Origin of the sequence: Streptomyces sp. NPDC127114 (assembly GCF_042677525.1) — a bacterium.
Lineage (GTDB): Bacteria > Actinomycetota > Actinomycetes > Streptomycetales > Streptomycetaceae > Streptomyces.
On sequence record NZ_JBHXTJ010000008.1, the window covers coordinates 74,724 to 96,123 of the forward strand.

Consider the following 21,400-nt stretch of genomic DNA (forward strand, 5'->3'; position numbering starts at 1 on the left):
GCGTTGCCGAAGCGCCCCGATAGCTCCTTCCCCAAGCTCTCGGCTTCGCTCGAGCAGGGGAGACCCCATTCGCGACGCTCCGGCGCCTTGCGATGCTTCCCCTCGGCCCTGGCGGGCCTGGGGAGACCCCATGCACCAGACGCCGCGGCCTGTCCGGCCCTGATCCGAAAGAAACGGCCTAGGTCCCTCCGTCCGGATCCTGGCCGGGTCCGAAAGAGACGGCCCGGGCCGATGCTCCCGGATCCTGGCCCGGTCCGCGGCGGTCCGGCCGCCGGGGTCCGATCGCCGGAGTCCGGCCGCCGGAGTGCGGGGCCGTCTCACGCGAGCCCCAGTGCCCCGGTCCGCGGCCGTCCGGCCGCCGGGGTCCGGCCGCCGGAGTGCGGCCTCCGTAGTCCGGGGCCGTCTCACGCGAGCCCCAGCGCGAACACCGCGAAGCCCGCCGCGAGGACACCCGCCAGCGCGCGGCGGGCAGCGCCCGTCCGCGTCCACGGGGGCTCGAAGCCGCGTGCGTAGCGCCCGATGAGGACGAGCAGGGTGGCGAACACCGGCATCCAGGCCAGGCGGGCCAGGATCCAGCCGACGGAGTCGGGCGACCCGACGAGGCCGGCGACCTCGCCCGCGTACGAGGCGGGGATCGCGGCGGCCAGCATGGCGGTCTGGTGCCAGCACAGGATCGTCATCGCGGACAGGTTGATCACCACGACCGGCGCCCACAGCGCGCGCCGGCGCAGCAGCCGGCCGAGCCGGTTCCGCAGCAGGATCGCGGCGCCGCTCTGCGCGGCGGCGAGGGCCAGGACCAGCAGGGACGGCGGGTGCGAGTTGGTGCGGGCCTCGCCGGGGACGCCGACCATCGACGCCGGGTAGCCGAAGTGGAGGAGCAGCGCGGCCAACAGGGCGGCGCCGCCGAGCAGCAGGCCCCACGCGTGGCGGCGGGTGACCCGGCCCTCGCCCCAGGAGACGCCCAGCTGATAGGCGAAGAGCCAGCCCGGCAGGATGTTGAGGACGCTCAGCCAGGACGGCATCGCGTCGGCGTACGGCCCGTAGCGCAGGACGTCGACCACGGCGACCGAGCCGAGCAGCGGGGCCGCGGCCCACACGCCGAGCCGGCGCGCGGCCCGCACGCAGTACGGCGTCAGCGCGGTGACGACCGTGTACACGCCGACGAACCACAGCGGCTGGACGACGAGCGTGGACGCCGTCCGCAGCGTGTCGGCCGGCACGCCGAAGCCGTGGTGGAGGAGGGGCAGCAGCGCCGCCCACACGGCCGTGACGCCGAGCACCGGTCGCCCGAGCCGGGCCAGGCGACCCTTCAGCCACTCGGCGGTGGAGCCCTGGTGGCGGCGGAAGGACAGGACGGAGGCGTAGCCGCCGACCAGGAAGAAGATGCCCAGCATCTGGAGGATCCAGCTGACCGGCGCGAGCCCGCCGAACGCGGACAGCGGGCTCGCGTTGTGGATCGCGCCGTCGGCGGAGAGCGTGAACCCGCCGAGCAGCCAGTGCCCGGTGGGCACGGCGAGCAGCGCGAGGGCACGCAGCCCGTCGATCGCGCGGTCGCGGTGGGCGGGGGTGCGGGACTCGATCTTCTCGACCGTGGCGAGCAGCTGCTTCATCGGAGTTCCCCCTCGGCGATCGCGGCGAACGTACGGAGGGACTCGGTGCCGGGCGCGAAGTAGCCGTCGTGGCCCTGGGCGTCGCCGGCCGGCACGGCACGCGCGCCGAACTCGGGGCTCGTCGGGTCGGTGCCGTGGCCGAGCCCGGCGAACTCGACGTTCGGCACCCGGTCGATCCAGTCCGTCGGATCCTTCGCCGCCCACACCCGCGCCGAGGTGCCGAGCGCCGCCACGTCGTCGGCGCGCATCCCCGGGGACGCGACGGCGACCAGGTCCCTGGCCTTGAGCTCGTGCGCGGCGAGCCCGCAGACCACCGAGCCGTAGCTGTGGCAGAACAGGGCGGGCTCGGCGGCGCCGACGGCCGCGAGGCCGTCGGCGAAGCGGACGAGCCGCCGGGCGCCGGCCTCCGCGAGGTCGGCGGACGCGGCGTCGAGACCGACGCCGACGGGCGTGGTGTAACCGGCCCAGGCGACGACGGCGGTCCGCCCGCCGGTGGCCTCGCGCAGGGCGGTGGCCTTGCGGGTGAGCGGCGCGAGGTTCCCGGCGTCGACGTCCGAGCCGGGCACGATCACGGCGACGTGCTCGGCGTCCACCAGGTCGCCGTAGACCAGCACGGCCTGCCCGCGGCCCCGCGGGTCGTACGCGAGCACCTGCTGTCCGGCGAACCGGCCGTCGGACGCCCGGGAGTTGGCGGCGTAGCGGAGGGCGGGCGGGACGCCGTCGAGGTTGCCCACGACGTCCGGGTGCTCGCGCAGCAGCCGTTGCTGCTCCGCCCTCGTCAACCCGTCGAAGTACGCGGCCGTCTGAGCGGGCGTCATCCGCTCCGGGTCGGGCAGGCCGTCGGCCCGCCAGGCCGCCGTACCGGCCGGCGCCCCGGTCACGGCCTGCTGGGTGCTCCCGGACGCCCAGCCCGCGGTGCCCGCCATCACGGTGGCGGTGAGTGCGGTGGCGAGCAGGGTCCTCGTGAACCGGTGCATCGGCCACTTCCCTTCCGTTCCTGTTCCTGTCGTCGTGAGCGAGAGGAAGGTAGGAAGCGGACGGGTGACGGCACGTCACACCGGGGCGCCAACCGTGAAGTGATACCGGGGTAGGGGGCGGACGAGCGGCCTGCCCCAGGACGGGGGTGGGGGTTTCCCCCGCCCAGGGCCTGGGACAGACCCCGGCCGGCTACTGGCCGCCCGGCGTGACCAGGCCCGACTCGTACGCGAAGATCACCGCCTGCGCCCGGTCGCGCAGGTCCAGCTTGGCGAGCACCCGCCCGATGTGGGTCTTCACGGTCTGCTCGGCCAGCACCAGGTGGTCGGCGATCTCCTGGTTCGACAGGCCGCGGGCGATCAGCTCCAGGACCTCCGTCTCGCGCGGGGTGAGCCCGTTCAGACGCAGGGCGGCCCGGTCGCCGCGCGGCGCGGGCCGGGACGCGGCGAAGTCGGCGATCAGCCGCTTCGTGACGGAGGGCGCGAGCAGCGCCTCGCCCGCCGCGACCACCCGCACCGCGGCGATCAGGTCGGCCGGCGGCGCGTCCTTCAGGAGGAAGCCGGAGGCGCCGGCGCGCAGCGCCTCGTACACGTAGTCGTCCACGTCGAAGGTGGTGAGCATGAGGACCTTCGGCCGGTGCACGACGCCCGGCGGAGGGTCGAGGATCTCCCGGGCCGCCGCGAGCCCGTCCATCTCGGGCATCCGCACGTCCATCAGGACCACGTCCGGGTGGGTCGTACGGGCCACCTCCACGCCCTTCCGGCCGTCGGGCGCCTCGCCCACCACGTCGATGTCGGTCTGCGCCGAGAGCAGGGCGGCGAAGCCCGCCCGCACCATGGCCTGGTCGTCGACGATGATCACGCGGATGGTCACGGGGCGCCCTTCGGGGTCGTCAGCGGTTCGGCGGGGCTCGTCAGGGAGGTGTCAGCGGCAGCCGTGCGGCGACCCGGAAGCCCCCGTCCGGCAGCGGCCCGGTGTCCAGCGAGCCGCCGGTCAACCGTACGCGCTCGCGCATCCCGACGAGGCCGTGCCCGGTGCCCGAGCCGCCCTCCAGCGGCGAAGTCCGCTCCGCGGCGGGCCCGTTGACGACCAGGACGTTCAGCCAGCCCTTCCCGTCGGCCCGCACGGACACCCGGGTCACGGCGCCCGGCGCGTGCCGGACGACGTTGGACAGGGCCTCCTGCACGATCCGGTACGCCGACAGGTCCACGGCCTGCGGCACCTCGACGGACTCCCCGAGGTCCGCCGCCATCGACAGCTCGGCCGGAACCCCCGCCCGTACCGTCGCCTCCACCAGCTGCTGCAGCCGGTCGAGACCGGGCTGCGGCGCCCGCTCGCCCTCCGTGCCCTCGCTGCGCAGCACCGCGAGCAGCCGCCGCATCTCGGCGAGCGACTCGCGCGCCCCGGACGCGATCGACGCGAACTCCTCGCGGGCCGCGTCCGGCAGGTTTGGGATGCGGTACGGGGCGGAGTCCGCCTGCACGGTGATCACCGACATGTGGTGGGCGACCACGTCGTGCAGCTCACGGGCGATCCTGGCCCGCTCCTCCAGGAGGGTGCGGCGGGCCCGCTCGGCCTCGCTGATGGTCTCCTGCTCGACGAGGCGCCGTTCCGCCTCGCCGCGCCCGCGCAGGGTCGCGGTGAGGAGCAGCAGGATCCCGCTGATCACGAACAGCAGCACGATGATGCCGTCGCCCGGGCGGCCGGGCGAGACGAGTTCGAAGACGGCTCCCGCCGCACCGGTCACCAGCCACACGCCCACCAGGGCGCGCCGGGACTCGCGCAGTCCGAGGGCCAGCATCAGGAAGAGGTAGCCGACGACGACCGTGGGCGTCCACGGCCAGGGAAGCTGGTGGTAGTCGGAGCCGAGCAGCACGAAGCCGCCCAGGACGTCCGCCGCGACGATCACCCACCAGGCCTGGAGCGGCCGGGTGACGGCGAGCAGCAACGGCACGGTCTGCGCGGTCGCGAGGGCCCCGGCGACGGCGCCGTTGACGTGGTACTCGTTCACCAGCACGGCGACGGTGACGGGCAGCAGGGCCGCGACCAGCACGACGGCGACGCCGTACGGCAGCAGGCGCACCCATCGGGAGGACGCCCGGGCGAGCAGCGGCTCGCCGGGTCCGGTGGGCGTCGCGAGGGCGGTCCCGAAGCCGCGGAGCAGCTCCTGGGCCCGGGCGCCGGACGTCCGCGCCGGACGCGCCGGCGTCCGGGCTGTGGCTCCGGGCGTCCGCGCCGGACGTGCCGGCGTCCGGGGTGTGGCTCCGGGCGTCCGCGCCCGGGCTCCGGACCGTGGCGTGCGCGGCTGTTCCTGTTCCTTTTCCATGGCCCGCCCAGCGTAGGCAGCGGGGGCGGGCGGGAACGTCATACCGGAGTGGGGGCCGGTGGGTCATACCGCGGTACGACCCGGGGAACTACAGCTCCGCGAGCAGTTCCGCCTTCTTCGCGGAGAACTCCTCGTCCGTCACGAGCCCCGCCTGATGCAGCTCGCCGAGGTGGCGGATCCTTTCCGCAACTCCCGCCGGGTCCCGGTGCGGCGCCGCCTGCACCGCGACCGGCACCCGGTCGGAGGCGCCGCGGATCGCGGCGAGCACGGACGCGGCGAACGGCAGGGACTCGTGCACCGGTCCGTAGCCGAGGCCGAAGACGACGGAGGCCGGGTCGTGGTCCGGCTGCACCGGGCGCGCGTCGTGGCCGTCGCGGCGCACGAGCCGCAGATAGCCGTCGAGGATCTCGGGCGAGCGCCACTCGACGCCGCTGAGCTCCCGCACCCGGAAGGTCTGGTCGCCCGCCTTCCACTTCTCCGAGGAGGCGCCCGTCCAGAACCAGCGGAAGGAGACCTCCGCCGTCCCGTCGAAGCTCGCCTTCCCGTCGTACGCCTTGAAGGACTGCGGTCCCTCGGGCGCCGCCACCAGGAAGCGGTCGGCCGGTCCCAGGTCCTCGTACGGCGCGATCGCGGTGCGCAGCTCGTCGCGGTAGTACTCGGCGAGCGTCTCCCGCTCGGCGGGCAGCACGAGACGGTAGGGGTCGCTGCCGTCCTTGAGCTGGCCGGCGGCCGCTTCCATCAGCGGATCGGCGCCGTCCCGCGGCACGGCGTGGAGCACGACGGTGCCCCGCTTCCCGGGGGAGAGCGTCACCGATGCCAGCGCCTCGTGCGGGATGCGCCGTTCGCGCAGCGCGTTGAGGAGCTTCGGCGTTCGGATCCCCCGTTCGAAGCGGATGACGACTGCGTCGCTCTCGAACTCCCAGGTGGCATGAATTCCGGCCAGCACATCACCCATACGCCTCATCGTATGTGGCGTATGCCCCGGCGTCGCCCCTTCGCGACCACCGTAAATCCGCCGGGATCTACGCGCGTCAGACGGCCGCACCGCCGGAAATTCCGTCGAGGCAAGCGCTGTCGGCGCTCGCGCAGGTCAGCGTGCCGTACGCGCCGACCCCTATCGCGGCGAAGTTCCGCAGGCTGCTCGTACCCGGCTCGAAGTAGCCGGCGTGACCGGCGGCGCCCTCCGCCGAGAGCAGTCGCGCACCGAACTCCGGCGCCACCGGATCGGCGCCGTGGCCGACCCCGCCGAGCTCCATGTGGGGCACGTCCGCGATCCAGTCGTCGGTGTCCCGCATGGCCCAGATCCGGGCCCGGGTGCCGAGGTCGGCGGCCCGTTCGGCCCGCATGCCGGGGCTGCCGGCCACGACCAGGTCGGTGACCCGGGCGGGCAGCCGGGGCGCGGCGACGCCGCACAGCACGGAGCCGTAGCTGTGGCAGAAGAGGGTGACCGGGGCGTCGCCGGGGAGGGCGGCGGTCAGGTCGACGAGCCGTACGGCGCCGTTCGCGGCGAGCCGCCCGATGGCGGCCTCGATGCCGACGCCGACGGGCGCGGTGTAGTCGGCCCAGGCGATGACGGCGGTACGGGTGCGGGGGTCGGCCCGGCGCTCGGCGGCGTACAGGGCGTCCGCCATGCCGGCCGGCGCCGAGTAGCGGCGGGCGGTCTTCTGGAAGGTCAGCAGATTGGTGTCGACGCCGGGCACGATCACCGAGATCCGCCGGGCCCGCTCCAGGTCGCCGAGCACCTCCGCCGTCCGCCCCGTGCCCGTCGGGTCGAAGGCGAGGATCTGCCGGCCCGGCCGCATCAGGCTGGTGAAGCGGTGCACCCGGCGGACGGCCTGGTGGCGGCCCTCTGCGGTGAGCCGCGGGTCGTCCACCCGGTCGCGCTCGGCGGCCAGGGCGCGGGACAGGGACTCCCGGTTGGCGCGGTAGCGCAGGGTGACGGGGACGCCGTTGAGGTTGCCGACGACGAACGGATGGGTGTCGGCGAGCCGGGCGCCCTGCGCCGGGCCGATCGCGGCGAAGAACGCGGCGACCGTCCGGGCGGGCGCCTTCGGGTCGGGCAGCGCGCGGCGGCCGATCCGGTCGTGCGTCCACGAGAGGAGCGCCTCCTCCCGCGTCGGCCCCGGCGTGCGCTGATGCCGGATCGTGGTCCACCCGGTCGTCGCGAGGAGCACGAACACCACGGCGAGGGCGAGCAGCATCCGCCAGGCGGTGAGGGTGGGGGAGGAGTCGAAGGAAGGCATTGGCCGCCACCCTAGGGGGCGGCGGGGCAGGCCCGTGCGGCGAGTGACGCGGATCACTCCGCCCGGAGTGTCGGGGTGACGGTGCGTGTGCGTGGCGGTACGTGGAGCTCGCTCGGGGGCGACGTCCGGAGCCCGCCCGGGGCGAGATCGGGAAGGGGCGGCCTAGGCCGTCTCTTCCGGATCTTGGCCGGGTCCGCGGCGTCTGGCACGGCACCTCGCCGCGTTGCCGAAACGCCCCGATAGCTCCGCTATCGCGACGCCCCGGCGCCTTGCGATGCACCGCACCAGACGCCGCGGCCTATCCGGCCCTGATCCGAAAGAAACGGCCTAGCGCCAGTGCGGCTCCAGCGCCGGCGCCAGGTGGTCCAGGTAGTGCTCGGTGAGGGCGCGGATGGACTCCAGGGTGGGGTTCTCGCTCCGGCCCCACAGCTGCCCGGTCACCCGCATCACGCCGCTGAACGCGGCCACCGCGATCCGGGGCCGCGGGTCCTCGTCCACGTCCAGGCCCTCGCGCTCGGCGATCAGCCGGGCGATGGTGTCCTCCATCTCCGTGGAGCGGCGCAGGTGGACGGCGAGGAGGGCGGGCGTCGCCTCGATGCTCTGGAAGGTGCGCAGGTACAGCTCGACGGGCACGACCTCGACGATCGCCTCGCCGATGGTGTCCCAGGCGCCGAGGACCGCGTTGCGCATCGCGTCGAACGGACCCTCCTCGGGCGGGCGTTCGGCGAGGGCCCGGACGAAGCGTTCCTCCACCATCTGCTGGACGGCGAAGGCCACGTCCTCCTTGGTGGCGAAGTAGCGGAAGAAGGTGCGCTGGGAGACGTCGACGGCGTCGGCGATCTCGTCGACCGTGGTCCGCTCGAAGCCCTGGGTGGTGAACAGTTCGAGGGCGACCCGGATCAACGCGTCGCGGGTGCGCTGCTTCTTGCGCTCGCGCAGGCCGGGAACGGTCATGGTCGGGCCCTCTCCGCGCTGCTTTTTCGCCACTTCGTCCGGCTCAGGGTACCTGTGAGCTACGTGACAGTTACCGGCGCGTGAATCGCTTTGTCAATTGTCAGTGACTGACACTAGCCTCGATCGCATGACTAGTCAGATCACCGTGGAAAAGGCCCCGCAGGGTCAGGGGGGCGGCCGGGCGCCCGAGGCGGCCCCGGCGAAGGGACTGCGCGGCCACCCATGGCTGACCCTGCTCGCCGTGGCCGTGGGCGTGATGATGGTCGCGCTCGACGGCACGATCGTCGCGATCGCCAACCCCGCCATCAAGGAAGACCTCCAGGCGTCGCTCGCCGAGGTCCAGTGGATCACCAACGGCTATCTGCTCGCGCTCGCCGTCGCGCTGATCACCGCCGGCAAGCTCGGCGACCGCTTCGGCCACCGGCAGACCTTCCTCATCGGCATCGCCGGCTTCGCCCTCGCCTCCGGCGCGATCGGCCTGTCGGACTCCATCGGCCTCGTCATCGCCTTCCGCGTGCTCCAGGGCCTCTTCGGCGCCCTGCTGATGCCGGCCGCCCTCGGCCTGCTGCGCGCCACGTTCCCGGCCGAGAAGCTCAACATGGCCATCGGCATCTGGGGCATGGTCATCGGCGCCTCGACCGCCGGCGGCCCGATCGTCGGCGGCCTGCTCGTCGAGCACCAGAGCTGGCAGTCGGTCTTCTTCATCAACGTGCCGGTCGGTATCCTCGCGCTGGTCCTCGGCCTGGTGATCCTCAAGGACCACCGCGCCGAGAACGCCCCGCGCTCCTTCGACGTCCTCGGCATCGTGCTGCTCTCCGCCGCGATGGCCGCCCTCATCTGGGGCATCATCAAGGCAGGCGAGTCCTGGGGCTGGGGCAGCGGCAGGACCTGGGGCTGTCTGATCGGCGCCGTCGTCCTCTTCGCGGTCTTCGCCCTCTGGGAGACCAAGGTGAGGGAGCCGCTCATCCCGCTCCAGATGTTCCGCTCCGTGCCGCTCTCGGCCGGTGTGGTCCTCATGGTCCTGATGGCCTTCGCCTTCATGGGCGGCCTGTTCTTCGTGACCTTCTACCTCCAGGGCGTGAAGGGTCTCAGCCCGGTCGACAGCGGGCTCGCGCTGCTGCCGCTGACGGGCATGATGATCGTCTCCTCGCCGCTGGCCGGCGCGCTGATCACCAAGTTCGGCCCGCGGGTCCCGCTGGTCGGCGGCATGGTCTGCACGGCCGCCGCCATGTTCGGCATGCTCACCCTCACCGCCGACACCGGCAACCTCGCGATGTCGCTCTGGTTCGGGCTGCTCGGCCTGGGCCTGGCCCCGGTCATGGTCGGCGCCACCGAGGTCATCGTCGGCAACGCCCCGCTGGAGCTGTCCGGCGTGGCCGGCGGTCTGCAGCAGGCCGCGATGCAGGTCGGCGGCGCGCTCGGCACGGCGGTGCTGGGTGCGGTCATGTCGTCGAAGGTGTCGAGCGCCTTCGCCGAGAACTGGAAGGACGCCGGCATCCCGGTGCCCGCCGACCCGCGCCTTGAGCAGGCGGCCGAGTTCGGCATGGTGCCGCCGGAGCTGGCCAAGGCGCCGGGCATGACGCCGGAGCTGTTCCAGACCATCGGCAAGGTCATCCACGACACGTTCATGGACGGCATGGGCCTGGCCTTCACCGTCGCCGGCGTCGTGGCCGTCGTCGCGGCGCTCGTCGCCACGCTCACCAAGCGCGGCGAGAACGCGGAGGCGGGCGCGGGCGCGGCGCACATCTGACGTCTCTCAGGGTTCCCGTAGGGGGCCGTCACCCGTTCGTGGGAACGGGGGCGGCCCCTCTTCCGTCCTTCGGATCTCTTCGCCATGCTCGTGATTACGGAGAGTTACGAGACGGGGGTTCACCTGCATGTACACGAAGACGTTCCTCGCCGCGGCGGCCGTTCTGACCGCCGTGCTCACGGCCCCGGCGACCGCCGCGGCACCGGCCACAGCGACCGCCGCCGCCCCGGCAGCGGCCCCGGCAGCCGTCAGGGCCGCCGGACCGGTGGCGGCAGCGGCGCCGGCCGCCGTCGTGGCCGCCGCACCGGCAGCGGCACCGGCCGCAGGGACCGGCACGGTGCTCGGCGCCTGCGGTCCGGGCCAGCTGTGCCTGTGGCCCAAGGCCGACTTCAAGGGCCGCGCCCAGGCGCACGAGCTGGCCGCGGTCGACATCGAGAGCTGCGTCGCCCTGCCGGCCGGGACGAGCGCCCAGTCCCTGGCCAACCGCACGGGCCGGCCGGTCACCACGTACCAGTCCCCGACATGCGCGGAGACCGGGGAGTTCGAGACCTACCCGGGGCGCGGCACCTGGGTGCCGCAGACGCCCTACCAGGTGCGGGCGTTCAAGATCTGGGAGAGATAGGGGCGGGCAGCTCCGGTCCGTCGGGGGTGCCGGAGGGCGGCGCCGAGAGGCGCGCGACCTCGGCCCGCAGCTCCCGCACCTCCCGGGTCAGCGCCTCCAGCAGCTCGGTCTGCCGGCGTTCGACCTCGTCGTCCCGGTCGAAGCGCGCGATGAACCAGGCGGCGATGTTGGCCGTCACCACACCGAGCAGCGCGATGCCGGACAGCATCAGGCCCACCGCGAGCACCCGGCCCAGACCGGTGGTCGGGGCGTGGTCGCCGTAACCGACGGTGGTCATCGTGGTGAAGGACCACCAGACCGCGTCCCCGAGCGTCTTGATGTTGCCGTTCGGCGCGTCCCGCTCCACATGGAGCACGGCCAGCGAGCCGAACATCATCAGTCCGACCACCGCGCCCGCCACATAGGTGGTGAGCGTTATCTGCGGGGCCATCCGGGCCCGACGGCCCACCAGGAGGAGCGTGGAGACCACACGAAGCAGCCGCAGCGGCTGCACCATCGGCAGCAGCACCGCGAGCAGGTCCACCGGATGGCTGCGCACGAAGGCCCAGCGGGCCGGGGCGAGCGCGAGCCGTACGAGGTAGTCCAGGGCGAACGCGGCCCACACCGCCCACTCGACATGGGTGCACAGCCGGTGCACCCAGGGAGCGGCGTCCGGTGCCACGATCGGTACGGCGTAGGCGATCCCGAACGCCACGGCCAGCAGCAGCAGCGGCGTCTGGGTGCGCTCTTCCCAGCGTTCCTTCATCCCGGCATCGTAAGGAACGCCGAAGGGCGGCGGGACCATCGGTCCCACCGCCCTCACCAGGTGATACGGGTCCTCGGCAGGTCGTGCGCGCTCTGCTGCCGTCGCCGCGTGACCGGACCCGCCAGGCGTCGCGGCCGCGGGACCGGGGTCCCCGGCCGTCGGCCAGGCGCCGCCGACCGCCGGCCAGGGGTCGCCCCCGGCCTGCTAGGCGTCGCCGCCCGCGGGGCCGGGGTCGGCGGCCGAGACGTCGAGCAGCTGGTAGCGGTCCACGGCCTGCTTCAGGGCCGAGCGGTCGACCTTGCCGTCCTGGGCCAGTTCGGTGAGGACCGCGAGGACGATCGACTGGGCGTCGATGTGGAAGAAGCGGCGGGCCGCGCCGCGGGTGTCCGCGAAGCCGAAGCCGTCCGCGCCGAGCGAGGTGTAGCGGCCCGGCACCCAGCGGGAGATCTGGTCCGGCACCGAGCGCATCCAGTCGGAGACGGCCACGAACGGGCCCTGGGCGCTCTGCAGCTTGCGCGTCACGTACGGCACGCGCTGCTCCTCGTCCGGGTGGAGCAGGTTGTGCTCCTCGACGGACACGGCCTCGCGGCGCAGTTCGTTCCAGGACGTGGCGGACCAGACGTCGGCGCGGACGTTCCACTCCTCGGCGAGGATCCGCTGGGCCTCCAGGGCCCACGGCACGCCGACGCCGGAGGCCATGATCTGCGCGGGGATCGCGCCGGTCTCGCCCTTCCGGTAGAGGTGGATGCCCTTGAGGATGCCCTCGACGTCCACGTCCGCGGGCTCGGCCGGGTGCTGGATCGGCTCGTTGTAGACCGACAGGTAGTAGAAGACGTCCTCGGCCTCGGGGCCGTACATGCGGCGCAGACCGTCCTGGACGATGTGCGCGATCTCGAAGCCGAAGGCCGGGTCGTAGGCGACGCACGCCGGGTTGGTCGAGGCGAGGAGGTGCGAGTGTCCGTCGGCGTGCTGGAGGCCCTCGCCGGTGAGCGTCGTGCGGCCGGCGGTCGCGCCGAGCACGAAGCCGCGGGCGAGCTGGTCGGCCATCTGCCAGAACTGGTCGCCGGTGCGCTGGAAACCGAACATCGAGTAGAAGACGTAGACCGGGATGAGCGGTTCGCCGTGCGTGGCGTACGCGGAGCCGGCGGCGATCAGGGAGGCGGTGCAGCCCGCCTCGGAGATGCCGTCGTGCAGCATCTGGCCGGTCGGGGACTCCTTGTAGGCGAGGAGCAGTTCGCGGTCCACGGCCTCGTACTGCTGGCCGAGCGGGTTGTAGATCTTGGCGCTCGGGAAGAACGAGTCCATGCCGAAGGTGCGGTACTCGTCCGGCGCGATCAGCACGAAGCGCTTGCCGATCTCCTTGTCCCGCATCAGGTCCTTGAGCAGCCGGACGAAGGCCATCGTGGTGGCGATGGACTGCTGGCCCGAGCCCTTCTTCACGGCGGCGTAGGTCTTGTCGTCCGGCAGCACCAGCGGCTTGGAGCGGACCACGCGGGTGGGCACGTACCCGCCGAGCGCCTTGCGGCGGTCGTGCATGTACTGGATCTCCTCGGAGTTCCGGCCCGGGTGGTAGTAGGGCGGCAGGCCCTCCTCCAGCTGCTTGTCCGTGATCGGGATGTGCAGCCGGTCGCGGAAGCCCTTGAGGTCGTCGACCGTCAGCTTCTTCATCTGGTGGGTGGCGTTGCGGCCCTCGAAGTTGGGACCCAGCGTCCAGCCCTTGACGGTCTTGGCGAGGATCACCGTCGGCTGGCCCTTGTGGGCCTTGGCCGCGGAGAACGCCGCGAAGATCTTCTTGTGGTCGTGACCGCCGCGGCCCAGGTGCAGGATCTGGTCGTCGGTCATGTTCTCGACCATGGCCCGCAGCCGCTGGTCGTCGCCGAAGAAGTGGTCGCGGATGTAGGCGCCGGTCTCCGTCGCGTACGTCTGGAACTGGCCGTCCGGCGTGGTGTTCATCTTGTTGACGAGGATGCCGTCGCGGTCCTGGGCGAGCAGCGGGTCCCAGGAGCGGTCCCAGATCAGCTTGATGACGTTCCAGCCGGCGCCCCGGAAGACCGACTCCAGCTCCTGGATGACCTTGCCGTTGCCGCGCACGGGGCCGTCGAGGCGCTGCAGGTTGCAGTTGACGACGAAGGTGAGGTTGTCGAGGTTCTCGCGGGCCGCCAGGGTCAGCTGGCCCAGCGACTCCGGCTCGTCCATCTCGCCGTCGCCGAGGAAGGCCCACACGTGCGACCTGGAGGTGTCGGCGATGCCGCGGGCCTCCATGTAGCGGTTCATCCGGGCCTGGTAGATCGCGCCGAGGGGACCGAGGCCCATCGACACCGTGGGGAACTCCCAGAAGTCCGGCATGAGCCGCGGGTGCGGGTAGGACGACAGGCCGTTCGGGTACTTCGACTTCTCCTGGCGGAAGGCGTCGAGCTGCGTCTCGTTCAGCCGGTCGAGCAGGAAGGCGCGGGCGTAGATGCCGGGGGAGGCGTGGCCCTGGAAGAAGATCTGGTCGCCGCCGTCGCCCTCGTCCTTGCCGCGGAAGAAGTGGTTGAAGCCGACGTCGTACAGCGAGGCGGAGGACGCGAAGGTGGCGATGTGGCCGCCGACGCCGATGCCCGGGCGCTGGGCGCGCGAGACCATCACGGCCGCGTTCCAGCGGGTGGCGTTGAGGACCTTGCGCTCGATCTCCTCGTTGCCCGGGAAGAAGGGCTCGTCACGGGTGGCGATGGTGTTGACGTAGTCCGTGCTGCGCATCTCGGGCACGGCCACGCGCTTCTCGCGGGCCCGCTCGATCAGCCGCAGCATGAGGTAGCGGGCGCGCTCCCGGCCCCGCTCGTCGACGGCGGCGTCCAGGGAGTCGAGCCATTCCCGGGTCTCTTCCGGGTCGAAGTCCGGGACCTGGCTGGGAAGGCCGCCAATGATGATCGGGTTGCGATCGGATGCGGAAGCCACGCTGTTCCTTCGCTGGTCGGTGGAGCCCACGGGACGGAAACCCCGCCGGGGCCGGGATGTTCATCGTGTACCCCGCCGACGGCAAACGTCATCTTTACCGAGCGGTAACCCTCGCGGGGTGCCTTGTCCGGTCAAATCGCAACCTTACGCCCATCCCGCGCATGCGTTCCGCCAGTCCGTTCGGCAGACTGAAGCCGCAGAGACACACAAAGCGGGGCGAAGAGTGAGTGCCTTGTCACGGAGCGCGACGGGTCCTCGCCGGAAGTTGCGGCGAGACGGCCCCAAACGTCACCGTTTCGGCGGTCTCATCGGCCGGGTACTTGCGCGATCCGCCCCGGCACGTGTGGACTACGGCCAGCGCCGCGCGCCCGCGCGTGGCGAGGCATTTTCCGATACATGAGCAGGAGGCAAGCCGTGAGCGCGACCGCGGACCACGCGGAGGAGCGGACCAACCCGGCGGCGAGGCTGGGGTTCGAGCCCGGACAGGTGGTCCAGGAGATCGGCTACGACGACGACGTCGACTTCGATCTCCGTGAAGGCATCGAGTCCCTTATCGGCCAGGATCTCGTGGACGAGGACTACGACGACGTCGCCGACGTCGTGCTGCTGTGGTTCCGTGACGAGGACGGTGACCTCACCGACGCCCTGGTGGACTCCATCGGTCTCCTCGAGGACAGCGGCCACATCGTGCTGCTGACGCCGAAGACGGGCCGCGACGGCTACATCGAGCCGAGCGACATCAACGATGCCGCGCAGACCGCTGGTCTCTCCCAGACCAAGAGCATCAGCGTCGCCAAGGACTGGACGGGCACCCGCCTCGGCACTCCGAAGCGCTGATCCCCCTACGCTGCGCAGAGCCCCCGCCGATCCCGGCGGGGGCTCCCGCGCGTCAGGGCCCGGCCGGGCGCGGCCACCCCTCCCCTTAGGGTGGGTTTCACCGTTTCGGCCCAAGGGCCGGCCCGTCCGCGAAGGGATGCGTAAGCGATGGCGATCGAGATCGGCGCCGAGGCCCCCGACTTCGAGCTGCGGGACAACCACGGCCGGACCGTGCGGCTGTCCTCGTTCCGCGGCGCGAAGAACGTCCTGCTGTTCTTCTACCCCTTCGCCTTCACCGGTGTGTGCACCGGCGAGCTGCGCGCGCTGCGCGACCGCCTCGACGAGTTCGTCAACGACGACACCCAGCTGCTCGCCGTCTCCAACGACTCCATCCACACCCTGCGCGTCTTCGGCGAGCAGGAGGACCTGGAGTTCCCACTGCTCTCCGACTTCTGGCCGCACGGCGCGGTCTCCCGCGCGTACGGCGTGTTCGACGAGGACAAGGGCTGCGCGGTGCGCGGCACCTTCGTCCTCGACAGGGCCGGCGTGGTCCGCTGGTCGGTCGTCAACGCCCTCCCGGACGCCCGCGACACCGACGAGTACGCCAAGGCCCTGGCGGCCCTCTGAGGCCCCGTCCAGGGGGATCGCCCGCCAACACTCGGGCGAAACGTCTGTTTCGACTGGGAACCCGTCACTAGGATCCAGTCGTTGATCCGATGCCAACGCACGACTGGGGGCGCTGCCCCTGGAAACCAATGGAGGGACTCGTGGGAGTCAGCCTCAGCAAGGGCGGCAACGTCTCGCTGACCAAGGAGGCCCCTGGCCTGACCGCCGTCACCGTCGGTCTGGGCTGGGACGTCCGCACCACCACCGGTACGGACTTCGACCTCGACGCCAGCGCCATCCTGGTGAACGAGGCGGGCAAGGTCCGCAACGACCAGGACTTCGTCTTCTTCAACAACCTGAAGAGCGCCGACGGCTCCGTCGAGCACACCGGTGACAACCTCACCGGTGAGGGCGAGGGCGACGACGAGCAGGTCAAGGTCAACCTGGCCGGCGTCCCCGCCGATGTCGCCAAGATCGTCTTCCCGGTGTCCATCTACGACGCCGAGAACCGCCAGCAGTCCTTCGGCCAGGTCCGCAACGCGTTCATCCGCGTCGTGAACCAGGCCGGCGGCGCCGAGATCGCGCGGTACGACCTCTCCGAGGACGCCTCGACCGAGACCGCCATGGTCTTCGGCGAGCTCTACCGCCACGGCGCGGAGTGGAAGTTCCGCGCCGTCGGCCAGGGCTACGCCTCGGGCCTGCGCGGCATCGCGCAGGACTTCGGCGTCAACGTCTGAGCCGACGCACCGCATCCCGTCCGGCGCCGCACCTTCCGTGCGGCGCCGGACGCGCCTCATCGCGCATCCGCAGAACCCCGGGGAGGAACCACCGTCATGGGCGTCACGCTCGCCAAGGGAGGCAATGTCTCCCTCTCCAAGGCCGCACCCAACCTCACCCAGGTGCTCGTGGGTCTCGGCTGGGACGCGCGCTCCACCACCGGAGCCCCCTTCGACCTCGACGCCAGCGCCCTGCTGTGCCAGTCCGGACGGGTGCTCGGCGACGAGTACTTCGTCTTCTACAACAACCTCAAGAGCCCCGAGGGCTCCGTCGAGCACACCGGTGACAACCTCACCGGCGAGGGCGACGGCGACGACGAGTCGCTCATCGTCGACCTCACCAAGGTCCCGGCGCACTGCGACAAGATCATTTTTCCGGTGTCCATCCACGAGGCCGACAATCGCGGCCAGACCTTCGGACAGGTCGCCAATGCCTTCATCCGCGTGGTGAACCAGGCGGACGGTCAGGAACTCGCGCGCTACGACCTCTCCGAGGACGCCTCCACCGAAACCGCGATGATCTTCGGGGAGCTCTACCGCTACAACGGCGAATGGAAGTTCCGGGCCGTGGGTCAGGGGTACGCGTCCGGCCTTCGGGGCATCGCTCTAGACTTCGGGGTCAACGTTTCGTAAAGCCGCGTACTTATCACGATGAGGTAGACAGTGGTTCTGAAAACCTTCGGCTGGTCGTTCGCGATCACCGCGCTCGGCCTGGTCGCCGGCGTGATCTACGGGGGGTGGGAGGCGTTCGGAGTCGTCGCGATCCTCTGCATCCTCGAGATCTCGCTCTCCTTCGACAACGCGGTGGTCAACGCCGGAATCCTGAAGAAGATGAATGCCTTCTGGCAGAAGATCTTCCTCACGATCGGTGTGCTCATCGCCGTCTTCGGCATGCGTCTGGTCTTCCCCGTCGTGATCGTCGCGATCAGCGCCAAGATCGGCCCGATCGAGGCCGTCGACCTGGCGTTCAACAACCCGGACAAGTACCAGGAACTCGTCACCGACGCGCACCCGTCGATCGCCGCCTTCGGTGGCATGTTCCTGCTCATGATCTTCCTCGACTTCATCTTCGAGGAGCGTGACATCCAGTGGCTGCGCTGGATCGAGCGCCCGCTGGCCAAGCTCGGCAAGGTCGACATGCTGTCGGTCTGCATCGCGCTCGTCGTCCTGCTGATCACCGCGATGACCTTCGCGACCCAGGCCCACCAGCACGGCGGCGCGCACGTCGACAAGGCGCAGACGGTGCTCATCTCCGGCGTCGCCGGCCTCATCACGTACCTCGTCGTCGGCGGACTCTCCGGCTACTTCGAGAACAAGCTGGAGGAGGAAGAGGAGCGCGAGCACGAGGCCGAGGAAGAGGCCAAGCGCAGCGGCAAGAAGGTTTCGGCGGTCCAGCTCGCCGGCAAGGCCGCCTTCTTCATGTTCCTCTACCTCGAAGTCCTCGACGCGTCCTTCTCCTTCGACGGCGTCATCGGTGCCTTCGCCATCACCAACGACATCGTCCTGATGGCCCTCGGCCTCGGCGTCGGCGCCATGTACGTCCGTTCGCTCACGGTCTACCTGGTCCGCCAGGGCACCCTCGACGACTACGTCTACCTGGAGCACGGCGCCCACTACGCGATCGGCGCCCTGGCCGTGGTCCTGATGATCACCATCCAGTACGAGATCCCGGAGATCGTCACCGGCGGCATCGGCGTCGCCCTGATCGCCTGGTCCTTCTGGTCCTCCGTCCGCCGCAACAAGGCGCTCGCGGCGGCCGAGGGAAAAGCTGACGCCTCGGACGACAAGGCCGAAGTGACGTCCGGGGTGTGACACCTCAGGCAAACGGGGTGTGACCACCCCGGCAATGAGGAACGCTTCACTGCGGGGCGGCCGGGAGCACCCGGCCGCCCCGCGGCGTGTGAGCGCGGCACAGGACAGGGGTGGACCGAGCGTGGGGGGTGCGGAGCCGTGGGCTTCTTCGACAATCTCTTTCCGGGACGGGGAGAGCCGTTCGACTCGGGGGACTCCGGCGGTTCCATCGACCTGACCAGACGCCGTCCGACGGTCTCCCTCACCAAGCAGGGCGCCGCCACGGGCAACCTCCGGGTCAACCTCTCCTGGCGCATGCGGAGCTCCGACATCGAGGACCGCCGCCGCCAGTCCACCAGTCTCCTCCGCCACCCCTCCCGGCTCTTCAAGCCCGAGGAGGTCCAGGCCCACACCCAGGGCATGGTCAACGTCGACCTCGACCTGGGCTGCCTGTACGAACTGGCCGACGGCAGCAGGGGCGTGGTGCAGCCGCTCGGCGGCTTCTACGGCGAGCTGAACGAGCCGCCGTACGTGAAGCTCAGCGGCGACGACCGGTTCGGCTCCGGCTCCGGCGAGACGATCTTCGTCAACCTCGACCACCGCGACGCGATCAAGCGCCTGCTGTTCTTCGTCTACATCTACGACCAGACGCCGGCCTTCGACCGCACCCACGCCAAGGTCACGCTCTACCCGAGCAACGGCCCGCGCATCGAGATCGAACTCGACGAGGACGCCCCGCAGGCCCGCTCCTGCGCCGTCTTCTCCGTCGACAACGTCAAGGGCGAGCTCATGGTCCGCCGCGAGGTGCGGTTCGTGTACGGCTTCCAGGCCGAACTGGACCGGCTGTACGGCTGGGGCATGCAGTGGGGCCGCGGCTACAAGTCCAAGACCTGACCCTCACGCGGGCCGGCCGTGCGACCGGCCGTGCGCCGGCCGCGCCTCAGGGCCTGGCGAACTGCGGACCCATCGGCGGCATCCGGAACTCCGGGGCCGCGTGCGGGTAGCCGTACGCGGGAGCGCCGGCCGGTGCGCCGGTCGGCTGCGGATAGCCGTAGGCGGGTGCCGGAGCCGGAGGCGCCGTGGGCTGCGGCGGCACGGGCGGCGGCGGAGGCGTCGAGGGCACGCCGGGAGCGCGGACGACCGTGGCGTCCGGGTCGTGCGCCGCATCCTGGCCGGAGTCGGAGCCGGTGGCCGCGGAGGCGGCCTGGGACGCGTCCGTGCCCGAAGCGGCGGCCTGGTCCGGGCCGGACTCCGCGGCCGGACCGCCCTCCGCCGCGTCGTCCACCGACACGCCGAAGTCGGTGGCGAGCCCGACAAGACCGGTCGGATAGCCCTGTCCCACCGCGCGGAACTTCCAGCCCTCACCGCGCCGGTACAGCTCGCCGCAGATGATCGCCGTCTCCTCGCCGGTCTCCGCCGACACGTCGAACACCGCGAGCGGATCGGCAGCCGCGCCCGGCGTCGCGTCGTACAGCAGGATCCGCAGGTCGGAGACGGCGCGGAAGGTGCCGCCGTCCGAGGAAGCGGCGATCACCACCTGGTCGACCGCGGCGTCCAGCCGGCCCAGGTCGGCCTCCACCGTGTCCGTCAGACCCTCCGGGCCGCGCTGCTTCGCCAGATGGCGCACCAGACCCGAGGGATGCCGCGGCTGGTTGTAGAAGACGAAGTCCTCGTCGGACCGCACGCGCCCGTCCGGACCCACCAGCAGGGCCGAGGCGTCCACGTCGGGCACCCCGGATCCCGGCGTCCAGCGGAGCACGGCCCGTACGGCCGCGGTGTCGAGCGGGACGTTGGAGCCCTTCAGCATCGCGTGCGTCATGCCCGTCATCTTCCCTGCCCGGCCGCCTTCCGGACAACGCGGGGGGCCGGATGCGGACGAGTTACCTGAACTTCACGCACGCGGGGAACTACGGACACCCTTACCTACGTACTATTACCGGCCACATGTCGTCAGGGGCCGTTCCGGCAGTCGGGGGAGAAACATGCGTCATTTCGGGCACATCCCGGCCGCCGCGCGAGCCGCGCTGTTCCACCAGGAGCCCGCCGTGTTCACGGCGGACTCGCCCGCGGACACGCTCGCCGTGGCGCTCGGCGCCACGCTCTACAGCCCGGCCACGCGGCCGAGGCTCGCCGACGACGTGCGCAAGCAGGGCGCTCGCGGCGTGGCCTCGATGGTCCTCTGCCTCGAGGACTCGATCAGCGACGCCGAGGTGGAGGCGGGCGAGGCCAACCTGGTCCGCCAGTTCGCCGACCTCGCGGCGGGCACCGCACAGGGCGCGTCCACCGGGGCACGGGACGGGGCCGGCGAGGGACCGGCGGGCGGTGACGACGCCGTCGACGGGGCCGGAGGCGACGGGGGCGAGCTGCCGCTGCTCTTCATCCGGGTCCGTGAACCGCGGCAGATCACCGACCTCGTCGCCCGGCTCGGCGACACGGTTCGACTGCTGTCCGGATTCGTACTTCCCAAGTTCACCGAGACCCGCGGCCGGCCCTTCCTCGAAGCGCTCGCCGTCGCCGAGCGCGACTGCGGCCGCCGGCTCTTCGCGATGCCCGTCCTGGAGTCGCCCGAGCTGCTCCACCTGGAGACCCGGGCCGAGACCCTGGCCGGCATCGCCGCCCTCACCGGGAAGTACCGCGAGCGGATCCTCGCGCTCCGCCTCGGCGTCACCGACTTCTGCTCCAACTACGGCCTGCGCCGCTCGCCCTTCATGACCGCCTACGACGTCCAGATCGTCGCCGCCGTCATCGGCGACGTCGTCAACGTCCTCGGCCGCGCCGACGGCACCGGCTTCACCGTCACCGGACCCGTGTGGGAGTACTTCCGCCCCGGCGAGCGCATGTTCAAGCCACAGCTGCGCCGCAGCCCCTTCCTGGAGGGCCGCGCCGAGGACCTGCGCACCACGCTCATCGAGCACGACCTCGACGGACTGCTGCGCGAGATCGAACTCGACCGCGCCAACGGCCTCCTCGGCAAGACCTGCATCCACCCCACCCACGTGGTGCCGGTGCACGCGTTGTCCGTGGTCAGCCACGAGGAGTTCAGCGACGCCCAGGACATCCTGCGGCCGGAACGAGGCGGTGGCGGAGTGCTCCGCTCCGCGTACACCAACAAGATGAACGAGGTGAAGCCCCACCGCGCGTGGGCCGAGCGGACCCTGCGGCGCGCCGAGGTCTTCGGCGTCGCCCGCGAGGACGTCGGCTTCGTGGAGCTGCTCACCGCGGGACTCGCCGGCTGACGCCGGCCGACGA

The 21,400-nt window shown here is 71.7% G+C and carries 19 protein-coding genes; 9 read left to right on the forward strand and 10 right to left on the reverse strand.

Annotated features, from left to right (window positions below):
- Positions 1-404 precede the first annotated feature (404 nt).
- From ACFVGS_RS10955 to ACFVGS_RS10985, 7 genes are all read right to left on the reverse strand, one after another.
- Positions 405-1,610 carry an acyltransferase gene (locus ACFVGS_RS10955; protein WP_385692260.1) on the reverse strand — a complete coding sequence of 402 codons (1,206 nt, stop codon included), beginning with the start codon at positions 1,608-1,610 and terminating at the stop codon, positions 405-407.
- Positions 1,607-2,587 (reverse strand): alpha/beta hydrolase, encoded by a 981-nt coding sequence (locus tag ACFVGS_RS10960; RefSeq protein WP_385692262.1) that lies wholly within the window; start codon positions 2,585-2,587, stop codon positions 1,607-1,609. The genes ACFVGS_RS10955 and ACFVGS_RS10960 overlap by 4 nt, the downstream gene beginning before the upstream one ends.
- Before the next feature lie 190 nt (positions 2,588-2,777).
- On the reverse strand, positions 2,778-3,458 hold the full coding sequence (locus tag ACFVGS_RS10965; protein WP_384417343.1) for a response regulator: 681 nt from the start codon (positions 3,456-3,458) through the stop codon (positions 2,778-2,780).
- Positions 3,459-3,498: 40 nt separating this feature from the next.
- A complete protein-coding gene (locus ACFVGS_RS10970) occupies positions 3,499-4,911 on the reverse strand; it encodes a sensor histidine kinase (protein WP_385692264.1) in 1,413 nt (470 codons plus the stop codon).
- Between the two features lie 88 nt (positions 4,912-4,999).
- Complete coding sequence (locus ACFVGS_RS10975) at positions 5,000-5,866, reverse strand: DUF4429 domain-containing protein (protein ID WP_384417337.1); 867 nt, start codon at positions 5,864-5,866, stop codon at positions 5,000-5,002.
- A gap of 76 nt (positions 5,867-5,942) precedes the next feature.
- Positions 5,943-7,154, reverse strand: a complete 1,212-nt coding sequence (locus ACFVGS_RS10980) for an alpha/beta hydrolase (RefSeq protein ID WP_384417334.1) — start codon at positions 7,152-7,154, stop codon at positions 5,943-5,945.
- 327 nt (positions 7,155-7,481) lie between these two features.
- Positions 7,482-8,108, reverse strand: coding sequence for a TetR/AcrR family transcriptional regulator (locus ACFVGS_RS10985; protein ID WP_385692266.1), 627 nt, complete (start codon positions 8,106-8,108; stop codon positions 7,482-7,484).
- A gap of 127 nt (positions 8,109-8,235) precedes the next feature.
- On the opposite strand from ACFVGS_RS10985, the gene ACFVGS_RS10990 reads away from it, so the two are divergent.
- Positions 8,236-9,858, forward strand: coding sequence for an MFS transporter (locus tag ACFVGS_RS10990; protein WP_385692268.1), 1,623 nt, complete (start codon positions 8,236-8,238; stop codon positions 9,856-9,858).
- A 127-nt stretch (positions 9,859-9,985) separates the two neighbouring features.
- Complete coding sequence (locus ACFVGS_RS10995; protein WP_385692270.1) at positions 9,986-10,480, forward strand: peptidase inhibitor family I36 protein; 495 nt, start codon at positions 9,986-9,988, stop codon at positions 10,478-10,480.
- Here ACFVGS_RS10995 and ACFVGS_RS11000 read toward each other — a convergent pair.
- Both ACFVGS_RS11000 and aceE read right to left on the reverse strand, forming a co-directional pair.
- Entirely contained in the window at positions 10,461-11,225 is a 765-nt protein-coding gene (locus ACFVGS_RS11000) for a potassium channel family protein (RefSeq protein ID WP_384417322.1), read from the reverse strand. The two genes, ACFVGS_RS10995 and ACFVGS_RS11000, sit on opposite strands and share 20 nt — an antisense overlap.
- Positions 11,226-11,429: 204 nt before the next feature.
- Entirely contained in the window at positions 11,430-14,162 is a 2,733-nt protein-coding gene (gene aceE, locus ACFVGS_RS11005; RefSeq protein ID WP_385692272.1) for a pyruvate dehydrogenase (acetyl-transferring), homodimeric type, read from the reverse strand.
- 414 nt (positions 14,163-14,576) lie between these two features.
- On the opposite strand from aceE, the gene ACFVGS_RS11010 reads away from it, so the two are divergent.
- From ACFVGS_RS11010 to ACFVGS_RS11035, 6 genes are all read left to right on the forward strand, one after another.
- Complete coding sequence (locus ACFVGS_RS11010) at positions 14,577-14,999, forward strand: DUF3052 domain-containing protein (RefSeq protein WP_384417316.1); 423 nt, start codon at positions 14,577-14,579, stop codon at positions 14,997-14,999.
- Positions 15,000-15,146: 147 nt separating this feature from the next.
- The gene (locus ACFVGS_RS11015) at positions 15,147-15,605 is read left to right on the forward strand and encodes a peroxiredoxin (RefSeq protein WP_385692274.1); all 459 of its coding nucleotides are present in this window, start codon (positions 15,147-15,149) and stop codon (positions 15,603-15,605) included.
- A 140-nt stretch (positions 15,606-15,745) separates the two neighbouring features.
- On the forward strand, positions 15,746-16,321 hold the full coding sequence (locus ACFVGS_RS11020; protein ID WP_384417313.1) for a TerD family protein: 576 nt from the start codon (positions 15,746-15,748) through the stop codon (positions 16,319-16,321).
- A 96-nt stretch (positions 16,322-16,417) separates the two neighbouring features.
- Positions 16,418-16,993 carry a TerD family protein gene (locus tag ACFVGS_RS11025; RefSeq protein WP_384417310.1) on the forward strand — a complete coding sequence of 192 codons (576 nt, stop codon included), beginning with the start codon at positions 16,418-16,420 and terminating at the stop codon, positions 16,991-16,993.
- A 30-nt stretch (positions 16,994-17,023) separates the two neighbouring features.
- Positions 17,024-18,172, forward strand: a complete 1,149-nt coding sequence (locus ACFVGS_RS11030) for a DUF475 domain-containing protein (protein ID WP_384417307.1) — start codon at positions 17,024-17,026, stop codon at positions 18,170-18,172.
- A gap of 138 nt (positions 18,173-18,310) precedes the next feature.
- The gene (locus tag ACFVGS_RS11035) at positions 18,311-19,045 is read left to right on the forward strand and encodes a Tellurium resistance (RefSeq protein ID WP_385692277.1); all 735 of its coding nucleotides are present in this window, start codon (positions 18,311-18,313) and stop codon (positions 19,043-19,045) included.
- Positions 19,046-19,091: 46 nt separating this feature from the next.
- Here ACFVGS_RS11035 and ACFVGS_RS11040 read toward each other — a convergent pair whose 3' ends face one another.
- Complete coding sequence (locus ACFVGS_RS11040; RefSeq protein WP_385692279.1) at positions 19,092-19,979, reverse strand: TerD family protein; 888 nt, start codon at positions 19,977-19,979, stop codon at positions 19,092-19,094.
- A gap of 154 nt (positions 19,980-20,133) precedes the next feature.
- Here ACFVGS_RS11040 and ACFVGS_RS11045 point away from each other — a divergent pair, with 154 nt between their 5' ends.
- Positions 20,134-21,387, forward strand: a complete 1,254-nt coding sequence (locus tag ACFVGS_RS11045) for an HpcH/HpaI aldolase/citrate lyase family protein (protein ID WP_384417298.1) — start codon at positions 20,134-20,136, stop codon at positions 21,385-21,387.
- The last annotated feature ends 13 nt before the right edge of the window (positions 21,388-21,400 follow it).

Coding starts and splice junctions, on each gene's coding strand:
- ACFVGS_RS11000 (WP_384417322.1), bottom strand. CDS start 11,225: ATGAAGGAACGCTGGGAAGAGCGCACCCAGACGCCGCTGCTGCTGCTG.
- ACFVGS_RS10955 (WP_385692260.1), bottom strand. CDS start 1,610: ATGAAGCAGCTGCTCGCCACGGTCGAGAAGATCGAGTCCCGCACCCCC.
- ACFVGS_RS11015 (WP_385692274.1), top strand. CDS start 15,147: ATGGCGATCGAGATCGGCGCCGAGGCCCCCGACTTCGAGCTGCGGGAC.
- ACFVGS_RS11045 (WP_384417298.1), top strand. CDS start 20,134: ATGCGTCATTTCGGGCACATCCCGGCCGCCGCGCGAGCCGCGCTGTTC.
- ACFVGS_RS11025 (WP_384417310.1), top strand. CDS start 16,418: ATGGGCGTCACGCTCGCCAAGGGAGGCAATGTCTCCCTCTCCAAGGCC.
- ACFVGS_RS10975 (WP_384417337.1), bottom strand. CDS start 5,866: ATGGGTGATGTGCTGGCCGGAATTCATGCCACCTGGGAGTTCGAGAGC.
- ACFVGS_RS10980 (WP_384417334.1), bottom strand. CDS start 7,154: ATGCCTTCCTTCGACTCCTCCCCCACCCTCACCGCCTGGCGGATGCTG.
- ACFVGS_RS10990 (WP_385692268.1), top strand. CDS start 8,236: ATGACTAGTCAGATCACCGTGGAAAAGGCCCCGCAGGGTCAGGGGGGC.
- ACFVGS_RS10995 (WP_385692270.1), top strand. CDS start 9,986: ATGTACACGAAGACGTTCCTCGCCGCGGCGGCCGTTCTGACCGCCGTG.
- ACFVGS_RS10970 (WP_385692264.1), bottom strand. CDS start 4,911: ATGGAAAAGGAACAGGAACAGCCGCGCACGCCACGGTCCGGAGCCCGG.
- ACFVGS_RS10960 (WP_385692262.1), bottom strand. CDS start 2,587: ATGCACCGGTTCACGAGGACCCTGCTCGCCACCGCACTCACCGCCACC.
- ACFVGS_RS10985 (WP_385692266.1), bottom strand. CDS start 8,108: ATGACCGTTCCCGGCCTGCGCGAGCGCAAGAAGCAGCGCACCCGCGAC.
- ACFVGS_RS11040 (WP_385692279.1), bottom strand. CDS start 19,979: ATGACGGGCATGACGCACGCGATGCTGAAGGGCTCCAACGTCCCGCTC.